12 protein-coding genes are annotated in these 15,406 nt (G+C 61.8%); 7 read left to right on the top strand and 5 right to left on the bottom strand.

Translation table 11 applies throughout. The annotated features are described in order from the left end of the window. Entirely contained in the window at positions 1-1,539 is a 1,539-nt protein-coding gene (gene glpK, locus ACR3FE_RS20690) for a glycerol kinase GlpK (RefSeq protein ID WP_458209489.1), read from the bottom strand. 126 nt (positions 1,540-1,665) lie between these two features. After that, positions 1,666-2,631, bottom strand: coding sequence for an aldo/keto reductase (locus ACR3FE_RS20685; protein ID WP_458209487.1), 966 nt, complete (start codon positions 2,629-2,631; stop codon positions 1,666-1,668). On the opposite strand from ACR3FE_RS20685, the gene ACR3FE_RS20680 reads away from it, so the two are divergent. Beyond that, positions 2,630-2,755: a hypothetical protein gene (locus ACR3FE_RS20680; protein WP_458209486.1), complete on the top strand. Its 126-nt coding sequence runs from the start codon at positions 2,630-2,632 to the stop codon at positions 2,753-2,755. The genes ACR3FE_RS20685 and ACR3FE_RS20680 overlap by 2 nt on opposite strands. Here ACR3FE_RS20680 and ACR3FE_RS20675 read toward each other — a convergent pair. Continuing rightward, entirely contained in the window at positions 2,730-3,569 is an 840-nt protein-coding gene (locus tag ACR3FE_RS20675) for a spondin domain-containing protein (protein ID WP_458209485.1), read from the bottom strand. The two genes, ACR3FE_RS20680 and ACR3FE_RS20675, sit on opposite strands and share 26 nt — an antisense overlap. A 229-nt stretch (positions 3,570-3,798) precedes the next feature. On the opposite strand from ACR3FE_RS20675, the gene ACR3FE_RS20670 reads away from it, so the two are divergent. Then, positions 3,799-5,214: an adenylosuccinate synthase gene (locus ACR3FE_RS20670; protein ID WP_458209483.1), complete on the top strand. Its 1,416-nt coding sequence runs from the start codon at positions 3,799-3,801 to the stop codon at positions 5,212-5,214. A gap of 290 nt (positions 5,215-5,504) precedes the next feature. Next, complete coding sequence (locus ACR3FE_RS20665) at positions 5,505-5,960, top strand: SHOCT domain-containing protein (RefSeq protein WP_458209481.1); 456 nt, start codon at positions 5,505-5,507, stop codon at positions 5,958-5,960. A 6-nt stretch (positions 5,961-5,966) separates the two neighbouring features. On the opposite strand, the gene ACR3FE_RS20660 is transcribed toward ACR3FE_RS20665, so the two are convergent. Further along, positions 5,967-7,694: a MutS-related protein gene (locus ACR3FE_RS20660; protein ID WP_458209480.1), complete on the bottom strand. Its 1,728-nt coding sequence runs from the start codon at positions 7,692-7,694 to the stop codon at positions 5,967-5,969. 80 nt (positions 7,695-7,774) lie between these two features. Here ACR3FE_RS20660 and ACR3FE_RS20655 point away from each other — a divergent pair, with 80 nt between their 5' ends. After that, on the top strand, positions 7,775-10,279 hold the full coding sequence (locus ACR3FE_RS20655) for a bacterio-opsin activator domain-containing protein (RefSeq protein ID WP_458209478.1): 2,505 nt from the start codon (positions 7,775-7,777) through the stop codon (positions 10,277-10,279). Positions 10,280-10,310: 31 nt separating this feature from the next. After that, the gene (locus ACR3FE_RS20650; RefSeq protein WP_458209477.1) at positions 10,311-11,588 is read left to right on the top strand and encodes a TIGR00341 family protein; all 1,278 of its coding nucleotides are present in this window, start codon (positions 10,311-10,313) and stop codon (positions 11,586-11,588) included. On the opposite strand, the gene ACR3FE_RS20645 is transcribed toward ACR3FE_RS20650, so the two are convergent. Then, positions 11,554-12,717, bottom strand: coding sequence for a hypothetical protein (locus ACR3FE_RS20645; RefSeq protein WP_458209476.1), 1,164 nt, complete (start codon positions 12,715-12,717; stop codon positions 11,554-11,556). The genes ACR3FE_RS20650 and ACR3FE_RS20645 overlap by 35 nt on opposite strands. A 163-nt stretch (positions 12,718-12,880) precedes the next feature. Between ACR3FE_RS20645 and ACR3FE_RS20640 the strand changes: the two genes are divergently transcribed. After that, positions 12,881-14,074, top strand: coding sequence for an ABC transporter substrate-binding protein (locus ACR3FE_RS20640; protein ID WP_458209475.1), 1,194 nt, complete (start codon positions 12,881-12,883; stop codon positions 14,072-14,074). Positions 14,075-14,291: 217 nt separating this feature from the next. Further along, positions 14,292-15,398 carry a FecCD family ABC transporter permease gene (locus ACR3FE_RS20635; protein WP_458209474.1) on the top strand — a complete coding sequence of 369 codons (1,107 nt, stop codon included), beginning with the start codon at positions 14,292-14,294 and terminating at the stop codon, positions 15,396-15,398. Positions 15,399-15,406: the final 8 nt, after the last annotated feature.

Raw genomic sequence — 15,406 nt, 5'->3', positions numbered from 1 at the left:
TCATCCACCTCCCTCCCGTGCCCAGTCCAGTGACCGTTCGACCGCCTCCTGCCAGCGGTCGTGTTTCCGGTCGGCCTCCTCGCTCGCTATCTCGGCCTCGAACTCGCGGTCGACCTGCCAGTTATCTCGGAGTTCGTCGGTCGAGTCCCAGTAACCGACCGCGAGTCCCGCCGCGTACGCGGAGCCAAGCGCGGTCGTCTCGTCCACGACCGGTCGGACGATGTCCGCACCGAGGATATCGGCCTGTAGCTGGCAGAGGAAGTTGTTCTTCACCGCGCCGCCATCGACCTTCAACGACTCGACGTCGATGCCGCTGTCGGCTTCCATCGCTTCGGCAACGTCGCGGGTCTGGTAGGCGATGCTTTCGAGCGTGGCGCGAACGACGTGCTCTTTTCGCGTGCCCCGAGTCATCCCGACGATGGTGCCGCGAGCGCGCTGGTTCCAGTGAGGTGCGCCGAGGCCCGTGAACGCGGGGACGACGTAGACCCCGTCGGTCGAATCGACGCTTCGCGCCATCGACTCCGTCTCCGCCGCATCGTCGATGAACCCCATATCGCCGAGCCACTCGATGGCGGCACCCGTGACGAAGATGGAGCCTTCGAGGGCGTACTGGACGGGTTCGCCCGACCGCTGGAAGCCGACCGTCGTGAGCAGTCCGTGCTCGCTCTCGACCGCTTCCTCACCCGTGTTGAGCAGGAAGAAACTCCCCGTCCCGTACGTGTTCTTCGCGTCACCTGCATCGAAGCAAGTCTGCCCGAATAGGGCGGCCTGCTGGTCACCGAACGCGCCAGCGACCGGAACCTCCGCACCGAGAAAACCGTCTGGGTCGGTCGAGCCATACGTCGCGTCGTCGCTCGACGGACGCACTCCGGGAAGCATCGTTCGCGGGACACCGAACTCCGCACAGAGGTCGTCGTCCCAGTCCATCTCGTGGATGTCGAACAGCATCGTCCGCGAAGCGTTCGTCACGTCCGTTACGTGCTCGCCCGTCAGGTTGTAGATGAGCCACGAGTCGATGGTGCCGAACAGCACCTCGCCCGCCTCCGCACGCTCTCGCACGTCCTGCGGTCGCGCGCGTTGGGTTTTGATCGGGTCGGCGTTGTCGAGGAGCCACTCGGCTTTCGTCGCCGAGAAGTAGGCGTCCGGTTCGAGCCCCGTCTTCGACCGAACCATCTCGGTCTTCCCTTCCTCCTCGATCCGCTCGACACGATCGGTCGTCCGGCGGTCTTGCCAGACGATGGCGTTGTGAACCGGTTTGCCGGTGTCCGCATCCCACAGCAGGGTCGTCTCCCGCTGGTTGGTGATTCCCAGTGCGTCAAGTTGGTCTGCGTCGATATCGGCCACCGAGAGCGCCTCCTGGACGACCTGTTGTGTATTCTCCCAGATTTCGAGCGGGTCGTGCTCGACCCATCCCGGTTCCGGATAGATCTGTTCGTGCTTCTCGTAGGCGCTGGCGACGACCTGCCCACCCTGATCGAACAGCATGAACCGGGTGCCGGTCGTCCCCTGGTCTATCGCGCCGACGTACGTCTGTGTCATTGATTTCCCCCATTCGGTGCGTCGGTGCGTCCACCCCCGCCGCACCTCGCTAAACGGACGACACGAAGAATAATGACGTTTTTCGCCCTGTGCTCGCAGTCGGTGGAGTCGGGCCGACTCTGCCGATCAACTCGCGTCGGCGATGCGGTCGAACTGATCGCTGGAGAGTTCGATATCGGCAGCACCGGCGTTCTCCTCTAACTGCTCGACCGTGCGAGCGCCGACGATGGGCGTGCAGACGAAGTCCGGTTGTTGGATAAGCCACCGCAGCGAGACCTGTGCTGGCGTGGCGTCGAGTTCGTCAGCGACCGACCGAATCTCGTCCAATACCTGCCAGCCCTCCTCGGACATGTAGTAATCTTCGAAGGAGTCCGTGAGGTCTGCGCGCGACCCCTGGGGTGTGTCGCCGTCGCGCTCGTACTTCCCTGTCAGGAAGCCACCCGCCAGCGGGGAGTAGGGACAGACCCCGAGACCCTGATCGGCACACACGTCGAGGTAGTCCCGTACCTCGTCGCTCGCCGCCGCGTGGTACATCGGCTGGGTGACCTCGAACCGCTCGAAGTCGTTCACGTCGCTCTGCCAGAGCGCCTTCGTCAACTGCCACGCGGCCATCGAACTCGCGCCGAGGTAGTTCACCGTCCCTTCCCGAACGAGTTCGGTCAGCACTGATAGCGTCTCCTCGATGGGCGTCGATTCGTCCCAGCGGTGGATGTAGTAGAGGTCGAGGTAGTCGGTTCCGAGGCGGTCGAGGGTGCCCCGAATCTGCTTGCGGATGTGCTTGCGCGAGAGCCCGCGACCGTTCGGGTTGTCGCGGTCGAAGGGGAAGTACACCTTCGAGGCGATGACGAAATCCTCCCGGTCGTGCCCCGCCAGCCAGTCACCGATCCACTCCTCGCTGGTACCGTTCGGGTCGCCGTAGACGTTCGCGGTGTCGATGAAGTTGATGCCGTGCTCCCAGGCCGCGTCGAGGAGGTCGTGAGCCGTGCCCCTGTCCGTCTCGACGGTGCCGTTCGACTCTTTGGCGAATCGCCACGTGCCGAAACACAGTTCGGAGACTTTCGTGCCGGTGGAGCCGAGGTTTCTGTACTCCATGTGCGAACGCACCGCATCCGAACAGGTAAAGCCCCGGAAAGAGGCAGTCCGACGGGCGGCATCTCGGCCGCACTACGACGACCTTCTCGACTGGAACATCACGCGCGCCTCGACCGAACCGTGACGCGGATCACGTCCACGACTGCCGGATACTGGAATCCATCGCCGACACCCCGTATCGGCTGGACCGAAGCGTTCTCGTCCATTCCCGTGTTCGGCCCGGACTGTCGCGGGGCCTGATTCGGTCCGGTTCCGGGCTGTTCGTTCTGCTCGGTGCCAGCGTCCCAGAGGAGCACCTGCGAAGTCACGTTTCCACCGATGGGGTTGCCGTTTCGGAACAGCGGGATACCTGCTCCGATCGGGGCGTAAAACAGGTCGTTCGACGGGATGAACATCGTGGCGAACGAGAGGCGTTCTCCCGGTCGCGCGTCGAAGTCGAACCGGTACTCCTGTCCCGGCCCGATAGGTCCCGGCTGGTCACTTCCTTCGGGTCGGTCGAAAACGTCGCTACTGACTCCTTGCCGATCGTCGAGCGTCCGTTCCAGTTGGGTCGGATTCCCATCTTCGGCGAGCATCTCGAGCCCCTGTGCGCCACCCTGATTGCCGGGCGTGAAGATGGGGTTGCCACCGCGATAGACGGCGTATGCCCCCGGCGAAAGCGGGATCGGTTGGGTCTCGCCCTCTGGCGGTTGGAGCGTGTCGTCGGTGGAGACGTTTCGGATTCGCACCGTGAACTCAGTCTCCTGATCGCCGCCGTCCTGTGCACTGACCGCGCCGAATCCGGCCAGGCCGGTCAGCGCGGCGGTTCCGCCGAGTGCGGTCGTTCGGAGCAGGTCACGCCGGGTGTGTCGAGTGCGGTGGCGGTCGCGGTCGGCGTTGCGTCGGCAGTGGTCACTGTCGGCGTGACGGTGGCTGTGGCGCTCGGATAGTCGAATCATAGGTACCCCCTGCTTGAAGAGTACGTACGATAGAATAAACCGAGAACATCCTTCACGGTCGAAAGCCGCCGATACGTCCGGGAAGTGAATAGTATCGAAGATTGATGACGTACAACAAGAGCATAACTGACGATAACTGGCTTAGATATACATAAATGTGTATATATGATGCACTATTTGGCACGAAATTAACACATATATGTAGTAAGTCCGAGAACGTGGTTTCGGTATGACAGTAACCATCGTCGGCTCACAGTTCGGTGACGAAGGCAAAGGTGGTGCCGTCGACCTCTTTGGTGAGGTCGCCGACATCGTCGTCCGGTATCAGGGCGGCGATAACGCCGGTCACACCGTCGTATTCGACGGAGAGAAGTACGAACTCTCCCTCCTTCCCTCGGGCATCGTCCGGGGGAAAGAGTGCATCATCGGGAACGGATGTGTCGTCAATCCCGAGACGCTATTCGGCGAACTCGACACGCTCCGCGAGCGCGGACTCAAGCCATCCGTTCGCGTCGCCGAGCGTGCGCACGTCATCTTCCCGTACCACCGTTTCCTCGATGATATCGAAGAGGACGAAAAAGACGATCTTACTGTGGGAACGACGGGCCGCGGTATCGGTCCGACCTACGAGGACAAGGCCGGACGGCGCGGGATTCGAGTCGGCGACCTCCTCGACTCCGACGTGCTCCGCGACCGACTGGAGTACGTCGTCCCGCAGAAGCGAGAACTCGCCGAGACCGTCTTCGATGTCGCGACTGACGAAGCGTTCGACCTCGAACACATCTACGAAACCTACCGCGCCTACGGTGAACGTCTCGCCGAAGAGGAGATGACGGTCGACTGTGGTGCCTATCTTCAGCGACGAATCGACGAGGGTGACAGTGTGATGCTCGAAGGGGCACAGGGAACATTGATCGACATCGACCACGGCACCTTTCCCTACGTTACCTCCTCGAACCCGACAGCGGGAGCCGCCTGCACTGGGAGCGGGCTCGGCCCGTCGGTCATCGGTCAGGGTGACATCATCGGAATCGTGAAATCCTACATCACGCGTGTTGGCTCTGGGCCGCTCCCGACGGAACTGGGTGGCGTCGAAGGTCAGACACCCGGCTACGTCGGAAACGAGACACGGTCAGTTTCGGATGACCGAGCGGGGAAACCGCGAGGCGAGGGGGGACATACCGACGAGGCGGAAGAAGAGCTCGCAACGTTCATCTGCGACGAGGGCGGGGAATACGGAACCGTCACCGGTCGCCCGCGCCGCGTCGGGTGGCTCGACATGCCGATACTCCGTCACGCCGCTCGCGCGAACGGCTTCACTGGCCTCGTAGTCGGCCACATCGACGTGTTCGCCGGACTCGAAGAGGTACAGGTGGGCCACAGCTACCAGTTCGACGACGACGAAGTGAAGACCGTCCCAGCGACCACCGATGACTGGAATCGGTGTACGGTCAACTATCGCCAGTTCGATGGCTGGCCCGACGTGGATTGGAGTTCGGTCGCTCGTAAGGGCTACGAGGCGATACCGGAGAACGCCCGAGCCTATCTCGAATACATCGCTGACAAACTCGACACGCCCATCTACGCCGTCGGCGTCGGGCCGGGGCGCGAGGAAACCATCGTCCTGGAGAACCCCTACGAGTAAGCGATAACTCCGGAGCGCGACCAGCGGTGCCCGAATCGGCTCGGCAGTTCGGGACCGTCCTCCGCTTTTACGTTCATCTCACGACGTTACCACCGCCGCTCTACATAGAAAGAAGAGACTGTGGTAGCGTTCTACGAGAGAGTTCGGACGTACGTTCGTCTCGCACCGACAGTACATTTCAGTATATTTCAGTACATTTCAGTACTCTACATGAGGATTCTGATAGGAGGAAAAGACAACAGAGGATGCTGAAGGTGATTATTTATGTCGGAACGAAAGAACGATCACGCATGAGCGATAGTCCTCGCAAGCGACTCCGCGAGAACGCCACGGAGATCACGTCGGTACTCGTCACGGGAGTCTGGTTGGCGGCTCTCTTTACACACCAGAGTTGGTGGCTCCCGGCGCTCCTCGTCGGCTACGTCGCCGTCGTCCCCATCGTCGCCATACTGTTCGGCGACGAAGAAGACCGCAATGAGTGGTGGGACAAGAACGGAGAAAAGTGGTGGAACGGTCGCAAAAACACCGGCGAGAATCGGACGAGCAGATCGAACGAATCCGTCGAGGCGAGCGAACCGAACACCCGAGACGCCCTCGAAACGCTCCGAGACCGCTACGCGAGAGGTGAACTCACCGACGAGCAGTTCGAGCGGAAGGTAGAATTGCTGGTGAAAACGGAGACGATGGAGGATGTCGAAGACGGGTTTCGAGAGGGCGAACACGAGCGAATTCGGGAGCGAGAGTAGGTTTTCTCACTCCGCTTCCGACCACGAATCGAGGGTCTGCTGCACTAGCGCCTCGCCCACCGCCCGACCGAGCACGTCGTATCCGGCGCGTTCGGAGCGGTCGTTCGAGGAGGCGATGAGCCGCGAGACGATGAACTCGGGTGTGGATTTGCCGACCGTCTCGAATCTGGGCTGGTAGTCCACGAGCAGGTCGAGGTTTTCGTTCAGCCCTTCCGCGAAGATGCCGTCCTTCCGGGCCTGCGGGGGAAGCGGGCTCAAATCGTCCGCGAGGTGGGTGACGAACACGCCGAGCGCGCCGCGGTCGACCGTCAGGCCGACGAGTCCGTGGAGGAGGTTGGCGGCGCTTCCCGGTTCGGTGATCGCCTCGAACTCGTCCACGAGCATGAGCGTGCGCCCGTCGTCGGTGAGCGGCGGGACGATGTTGCGGAGCGTCGATTCGAGCACCCCGGCGTTGAAACTGGCGTGACGGCGGTGGAAGACGATGGTATCGGAGATCGACACCTGCGCGCGCTCCGCGGGCACGGGCAGCCCCATCTGGGCGAGCAGCGCGACCTGACAGAGCGTTTCGAGCAAGGTGGTCTTCCCACCGCTGTTCGCCCCCGTCAGGACGGTCACGCGGTCGCCTTTCGGCGGGCCAGCGACCGCGTGGTCGCCGATGCCGTAGGTGATCGGCTGGACGTCTCCGCTGCCGTTCGCCAGAAAGAGATTCCGCGAGTCCTCGACGGCGAATCCCTGTTCGACGAACTCGGGGCGCGTGAGGCCGAACTCGTCGGCGAAGCGGGCGAGCGACAGCGAGACCGCGAGCTCGCTCACCGCCGAGACGGCGGCATCGATGGCGTCGCGAGCCTCCTCGATCTTGGTTTCCAGTTCGTCTGCCACGCGCTCTTCACGGTCTTCGACCGCGGCACGCTGTTCGGCGACGAGTTCGCGGAGCGACCCGCCGACGAAATCCGTCGCGTCCGTCGCCTCGCCGACCGTCGCGTCCCGGATGCGCTGTGGTTCGATGTCGGTCTCGCGCGAGACGTATTCGACGTAGCTCTCCCGGAACTCCTCCGGATTTCGAATGTTGCCGGACTGCACCGCTTCGAGCACGTCGAGTGCGCCGCTTTCGAGTCGTTCGACGCCTTCCAGCGCGTCGCGGAGTCGGTCGAGTTCGTCGTCCGCACCCTCCGCCACTCGGTCGCCGTCGAGTTTGCCAAGGGCACCGACTGCGGCGTCGAGCGCGTCGGTGTCGATGGCACCGATGGGGGAGAACGCACCGTCGGTCGCGCCGGTCTCCTGCAAGGCGAGCACCGTCTCGACCGCAGTGCGCTCGCTCCCGTCGTATGCTTCGTATGCGGTGAGGACGGATTCGCGCGTCGCGTCGTCCAGACCGCCCCACGATTCGACGGCCTCCATCACCGAATCGAGTCGCTCCTCCGCTTCGTCGCGGGAGCGAACGGGGGTCAACACCCGGATTCGGTCACCCGCGTCGGGCGTCACGGCGTGGTTACTGGCGAGGTCGAGCAGCGATTTGTAGACGGAGCGAGTGTCGCGGGTCGCCAACACGGCCATCCCCTCCCCCCCGTTGGCCTGTCGGAGTATCCGCGTCGCTCGCCCCCGCGTCAGTCCCGCCTCCGTCAGAGCGCGGACGTTGCTCGTTTCGATCGCCTCGATCGCTCGTTCGACCCCCAGTTCCGATTCGAGAAGGTCGCTCGTCTTCGGCCCGACCCCCCAGTAGTCCTCCAACCTCATACCTGTCGGCTGACGCGCACCACTCTTAACGATTCCCGTTCGTCCAAAAGGTAAAGTGAGTGGTACGCATGTCTCAGTTTATGTCTTCGGTCGATGAATCGAACGTTTCGGCTCGCGTTCTCTACGTTGGTAACGGTGGGTGGGCCGACACACGAGCAGGCGTCGAGTCAGTTGACGACAGAGCGACGCTTCTCGACCGAATCCCGGAAGCGGACTGCGTCGTCTACGAATGCCACACATCTGAAAACGACTCTCTTGACACCCTCGACGCAGTCCACGAACTCGACTCTGACCTCCCGTTTCTCCTTGTCACCGACGACGAGCAGACGATTCACGACGCACTCACGGCGGGTGCGACCGATTGCGTACAGCCAGGAAGCGACGTACTGCTCGGACACAGGGTCGAAACGGCCATCGAACGATATCGGAACGAACGAGAGCGGAACTGGCGATATCGGGACGAGCGGCACCAGAACGAACGGTATCGGAACGGGCGGGAGCAGTCAGCGACCGAGACGCATCCCGAGTTACCGGACGATTTCGAGCCGGAACTCGAAGCATCGGACGAGCGATACAGGAAACTGATCGAGACCAGTCCGGAAGCAATCCTCGTCGCCGACACGGAGACTGGCCGGATTCTCGATGCGAATCCGGCAGCCGAAACGCTCCTCGGCAGGTCACGCGACGAGATTCTCGATATGCATCACTCGGAGATCCATCCCGAAGAGAAACGTGCCAGCTATCGAGATCTCTTCGACAGCCACGTAGAACAGGGAGGTGACTGGAAGAGCCCAGGGAGCCTCACGATACTCCGTGACGACGGTGAGGATGTGCCAGTCGAGGTGAGTTCGACCGTGATACAGCTCGGTGGTCGGCAGGTGATGTACGCCATCTTCCAGGACATCTCGGAGCGGACGGTGCGTGAACGAACGCTCGATTCACTTCGGTCGGCGACGAGAGAACTGATGGCAGCCGAGACGAAAGTCGAGATCTGCGAGATTGCGACGAGGGTTGCGAGAGCGACGCTCGGTCTTCCCCTGTCAGGGATCTACCTCGCAGACGACGACGGACATACGCTTCGACCCGTCGCGGTGACGAAGGAGACCGACGAGATACCGACGTTGGAGGCTGGAACCGCGCTCGCGTGGTCGGTGTTCGAATCCGGCGAGACCGCTGTGTTCGAGGACGTGAAAAACGAACACGGGGCGTACAATCAAGAGACACCGGTCGAGAAAGAGATGATATTCCCGCTCGGTGACCACGGAGTCCTCATGGTCGGGTCGCCGTCTGAGACCGATCTCGGCGAGTACCTCATCGATTTCACCGAAACGCTCGCGACGAACGTCCAAACGGCGCTCGACAGAGCCGAACGCGAAGAGATGCTTTCGGCCCAGCGCACGGAACTCGCGGAATTGAACCGCATCAACGAGGTGATCCGCAACGTCGACCGGACGCTGGTGCGTGCGACCAGTCGGAAAGAGATCGAACGATCCGTTCCCGAACGACTGGCGGCGACGGGTACGTATCGGTTCGCGTGGCTCGGCGAGTACGATACCGTTAGTGAGACCGTCCATCCTATTTCGAACGCCGGAGAGGGTGACGGCTATCTGGAATCGGTCATCGATCCAGCCGCCGACGCACGTGACCCAGCCACGAACGCACTGGAGACGGGAGAGATCACCGTCATCGAAGATATCGAAACCGAGCCGGCCTTCGGACCGTGGCGAGCGGAGTCGCTCGACAGAGGGTATCGGTCGCTGGCGGCAATCCCGATCCAGTACGACGAAACTCAGTACGGAGTTCTCGTCGTCCACGCCGACAGAACCAGTGCGTTCGACGACCGCGAACGCGCAGTGCTCGCCGAACTCGGGGAGACCATCGGTCTCGCTATCACGGCGATCGAGAGCAAGAAGGCACTCCTCTCCGAATGCATCGTCGAGATCGAGATCGAACTGCAGGGAAGCGACCATTTCTTCATGCGGATTCCACGAGAGACAGGCTGCGAGTTCACTCTACAGGGGACGACGCTTTCCACCGATGGGTCACTCCTCTGTTTCGTGACTGTCTCTGGTGCCTCGACCGAGGAGATTCTCGAACTCGCATATCGAGACGAAACGATAACCGACGCGCGAGTCATCCACGACTTCGACGACGAGAGTCTGGTCGAGTTCACGTACAACGGGCGATCTTTAATCAAGATGTTGGCAGATAGAGGGGCGACGGTCGCCCACGCGAAAGCAGACGAGAACGGGTCGAGGACGCTCATCGAACTCCCGAGAGATGCGAACGTTCGGCAGATGATCGATTCGATTCGTGATAGTTTCGGGAGCGTATCCGTCGTCGCACAGCGCGAACGCGACAGGCCCGAGCCGACCATCAGCGGGTTCCGGGCGATGGTGAGCGAATCGCTCACAGAATGCCAGTGGGTGGCGCTAGAGACGGCCTATCTTGCTGGATTCTACGATTGGCCACGGGGCAGCACGGGAGAAGAGGTCGCAGCGTTGCTCGACGTATCACCACCGACCTTCCATCAGCATATCCGTCGTGCCCAGTCGATACTGCTCGACGCTTTTTTCGACCGGTGAGGTTTTCAGTCTACAGACAGATTATCGAGCAATGCGTCTTATCCAGATTCTCGTCCACGAAGATTGTCAGGACGAGGTTATCTCTATCCTCGACGACGAGCACATCGACTACGTACTCACGCGGGAGGAGAGCGAAGACAAGGACGCCGTTCTCATCCAGTTTCCACTCCCCACACAAGCGGTCGACGACGTTCTCTCCGACCTCCGAGACGCCGGGGTAGACGACAGCTACACCATCGTCGGAAGTCTGGAGACGGCGCGAACGCGGAACATCGAGGAACTAGAAAATAAGTTCGTCAAAGGCGGTGACCAAGACGACAGCATCGCCACCGAGGAGATCCGGACGAAAGCACTCGGGATGAATCCGAGTCCCGTCACCTACTACGTGATGACCGTGTTGTCGGCCATCGTGGCGACTGCGGGACTGCTGCTCGACTCTCCGGCACTGGTGGTCGGGTCGATGGTCATCGCACCACAGGTCGGATCGGCGATGACGACGAGCGTCGGTCTCGTGTTGAACGACCGGGATATGATACGCGAAGGGTTGCGTTCGCAGGTGCTCGGTCTCGGCGTCGCCATCGTCGGCGCGACGATCTTCGGCTGGGCGCTCAAGACGGCCCAGTTCATCCCACCTGCGCTCAACGTGGCGACGGTGAACCAGATCAGCCAGCGCATCTCACCCGGTTTCCTCTCGTTCGCAGTCGGTCTCAGTGCGGGGGCGGCAGGGGCGCTCGGACTCGCAACCGCCCTCCCGGTTTCGCTCGTGGGCGTCATGATCGCGGCGGCGCTCATCCCCGCTGCGGCTGCCGTCGGCGTCGGGTTGGCGTGGGGACCGCCCGTCGTCGCACTCGGTGCATTCATCCTGCTGGTCGTGAACGCAGTCTCGATCAACGCAGCAGGTGGCGGCGTGCTCTGGCTGCTCGGGTATCGTCCCGGAGATGGAACGACGCTCCGTGATGCCGCCCCGACACTCGTCGCTGTCGCCATCTTGCTCGTCGCGTTCGCAGGGTCAGGCATGCTGATGACCCAGCAGATGCAGACCGAGAACACGGTCAACGAGGAGGTGCAGAAGGTGCTCCAGGAAGAGCAGTACAGATCGCTCGAACTCGTCAAGGTGCAAGTGGAGTTCGACGACATGGGACTCGTCGACGACTCTCAGCAAGTAACCGTGGTGGTGAGTCGCCCGGCAGACGAACGCTATCCACAGTTGGCACAGGAACTCGCCGACCAGATATCGAACCGGATCGGTGGGCGGACGGTCGTCGAAGTGGAGTTCAACGAGCGCCAACGCTCGGTGGCACGAACGTGAAACCGTACCGGTTCGTGATTCGATAGGCAGCCGTCCCCCAGATGTAATCTTCGCCGGGCCACCAGGTCCGGGCATTGTTCAGTCCACCGATGAAGACGCCGGATGCTGGATTCTCGGGGTCGGGATGGTAGTTGACGCATCCGCTGTCTCCGTCCGTCATATCCGACTGAGAACCCCATTTTACTTGACCATGCTTGCACACCTTTCCGTAGGCGCAGGTCATCCCGTCGATGGCCTTGATCTTCCCGGAGGTGTGGCCCGTCTTGACTCCGATCTTCTCCAATTTCGCGCCCCGCGCTTTGCGTTCTGCGAGGCCCTCGCGCGTGAACTGTCCGACGACCCCCGAGGGTGATGCACCGTGAATCTCGCTCAGGGGATGGAACCCGTTCACCGGGTCGATTCGAATGAAATCGTCGAGTTGGTATCCGCGACGAACCTCGCCGATCTTTCGGCGGCCACCGCGCCCGAAGACGAAGAACGGCTCGCCTCGATATCGCTCTTCGTCGCCGCCGTACACGTGATTCGACGTGGTGAAAAACGGGGTCTTACCGTCGTACAACGCGGGAGCCAGCGTTCCAGAGGCACCACTGTTGGCACATTTGACACTGCCGGGAATGCGCTTTCCCTCGACGGTTCCACTCGGGGGGGAGCCAGCCGGTTTGGGTTCCACCTGTTCGATTCGGTTCACTTCGACCGCCACGTCGCCGACCCGTTCGGGAATTGTGCCACCAGCCTCGTCGTCGGAGACGTCCACCGCGATGGCGGCGTTTCTCCCGCCGAACTCCCCCGGAACGACAGCACTCCCGACGATGCCCTCGACGTCCTGTCGAGAGAGCAGATCGAGTCGGTCGTGGGCATCGATTGCGGCCCGAAGGTCTGCGAACCAGTCCGCCGGGACGGTCGTCGTCCGCGGTTCGAGTCCACCAGAGTTGTGAGCGTGCCCGTACACGAGTGGAACTTCGTCGCTTCCTGTTGCCCGAACGTCCTCGGGCGTGAGTAGACAGGCCATCGAACCGAAGCCAGCCCCCACGAGCGCCGAGACGAAGCGTCGCCGTCCCATCGTCGCAAGTCGTTTATCAGCTATCGAGCGTACCGCTGGTCGTCTCCCGATGTCGTCTTGTTTCCCCATCGTCTCGTTTCCCCATTCCCGGAGAGTGATACGACGAGCGACTACTTGAAGTTCGGCCGTCAGGTTCGGCAGGTGATGGGAAAAATTATCGCGTCGTCATCGACGGGGTTTTAGGTTCGCCGAAAGATGGGAAGCTTTACAAACCTTTAGGCGAGCCTAAAACATGAGCATGGTAGCAGACGAGTCGAAACACGTTACCCGACGACGATTCATCGCAGGCAGCGGTGTCGCTGGTGTTTCACTGTTCGCGGGATGTACTGGCGGAAGTGATGGCGGGTCGAAGCAGACGACACAAACGGACGCAACCGAGACCAGCGGTGGAGAGACGAGTGATAGCGAAACGACGTCGCAGTCGGGAGCCTACTCCGTGAAGATGGCACCTGTCGGTGAGGTCGGATTCGAGTCGGTGCCGAAGCAGTGGGTCGTGTACGAAGCCGGTTACGCCGACATGGGTGTCGCGCTCGGGATGGCCGATGGCCTGAAGGCGGTGGGTCTTCCGAGTCGATACCACACGCAGTTCTACGACGAGCTGTCGGGCGTTTCGGTGGACAAATCCTCGCTGACCACACTCTACAGCGAAGGGGTCGACCGCGAGATATTCTTCGAACTCGACGCCGACGTTCATCTCATCGACCCGAACTGGCTGGTCAACAACTCCTCGTTCGGGCTGAAGCAGTCTGACGTCGACCAGATCGGGTCACAGGTCGCTCCCTTCTTCGGGAACACCATCTTCCGCCGGACGGACTCGTGGCACGATTACCGATACTACTCGATGTACGAAGCGTTCGGCAAAGTTGCGAAATTGTTCCAGCAAGAGGAGCGATTCCAACAGTTCAAGTCGTTCCACGACGAGTACATCTCCGGCCTCAAGTCGAAACTGCCGTCGAAAAGCGACCGTCCGAGCGCCATGCTCCTCTGGCAAGGGAAGAACGAACCCACTGAATTCTACCCATATCGGCTGAACGATAAGGGGACGAACAAGAAGCAGTGGCACGACCTCGGGGTGAAAGACGCTCTCACCGGAACCGGTATCGAGGGGCTCAGCACGACCAAGCGCGGCACGGTCGATTACGAGACGTTGCTGGAGGTCGACCCCGAGGTCATCCTCCTGCGCGGCCACGAGACCAAGACCAGGAAGCAGTTCGAGAACACCGTCGTCGCCTTCATGAAAGAACACAACGTGGCGAGCAAGCTACAGGCCGTGAAGGACGACCGCGTCCTTCGCGGCGGCCCCATCTATCAGGGGCCGATCATCAACCTCTTCACGACCGAACGCGCCGCAACGTCCCTCTATCCGGACACCTTCAGCGGCAAGCTGTTCGACCGGGAGAAGGTCGCCAGCATCGTCACCGAATAGCATCGCTTTCCAACCGAACGACGCGAGCACGGTAGGCATCCAACTCGCGTCCTGTCCCATATTCCACCCACGATTCCAGTGGGTGTTTTTCGAGACCATCGATGAATCCGTGCGAGAAACCAAAGCCCTTTTCCAGAGTTAGGTCAACCTAAAGTACGAGATTGCAATTCACCGCCGAAGCAGTCGTAGACGATTGCAGTAGATTCGGACGAGTCGAATGCAACGATCAGCTATGACGGAGGATTTCGAAACCGGGATTCGGGAAACGTTCGATGGGTCGCTTTCGGCGCTCGTGCTCGCCAGTATCGGTATCGTCGTCGCAGGGGCGTTGATACAGGTGCGCTTCGGCGCGTTTTCGATGACGCTCGAAGAGGCGTGGGGGGCCGTGTTCGACCCGACCGTTCTCACCGATCTCGACGTGTTGGCGGCGCTCCTGCTCGGCAACGAGATTCCAGTGGAGTTGAGCACGGAGACGAGCGTCGTGTGGAGTCTCCGTCTCCCGCGCGTCTTCGTGGGCATCCTCGTCGGCGCGAACCTCGCCATCTCGGGAGCCATCTTTCAGGCCGTGACCCGCAACGAACTGGCGAGTCCGTACATCCTCGGCGTTAGTCACGGGGCTGGACTCGCAGTGTTGCTCACGCTCGTCGTCTTCAGCGGCCTGTCCGTCTTCCTTCCGGCGTTCGCAGCGCTAGGGGGTATCGTCGCCTTCCTCGTCGTCTACGCCATCGCGTGGAAGGGCGGAACCAGTCCGGTTCGCCTCGTACTGGCGGGAGTCATCGTCGGCACCATCGCCCACTCCCTCCAGACCGCCCTGTTCTTCTTCGCGCAGGACGTGGGCGTCGTCCAGAACGCCATCGCGTGGACGACCGGGTCGCTCACCGGCACCGGGTGGAAACAGGTGCGAGTCGCACTGGTGCCGACCCTCCTCGTCGTGCCGACCGCCGTGTTGGCCGCGCGGCAGTTGAACGTCCTCCTGCTCGGCGAGCGAACGGCGCGTTCGCTGGGGATGTCGGTGGAGCGAATCCGCTTCGCGCTCTCCGCACTCGCCATCGTGGCAGCCAGTACCGCCATCGCGGTGGCCGGAATCGTCGGATTCGTCGGTCTCATCGTCCCGCACGTGGTTCGCAACGTCGTCGGAAGCGACTATCGAAAGCTCGTCATCGGCTGTCTGTTCGCCGGGCCAGCACTGGTCGTCGGTGCGGACGTGGGAGCGCGACTCGCACTCGATCCGGTGCAGGTACCGGTCGGAATCGTGACGGGGCTGGTCGGCGGGCCGTACTTCCTCTATCTCATGCGTAAACGCCAACAGGTAGGTGAACTCTGATGTCTAAG

This window comes from Haladaptatus rarus, from assembly GCF_054177585.1.
This window is presented reverse-complemented; position numbering and strand designations above follow the sequence as displayed.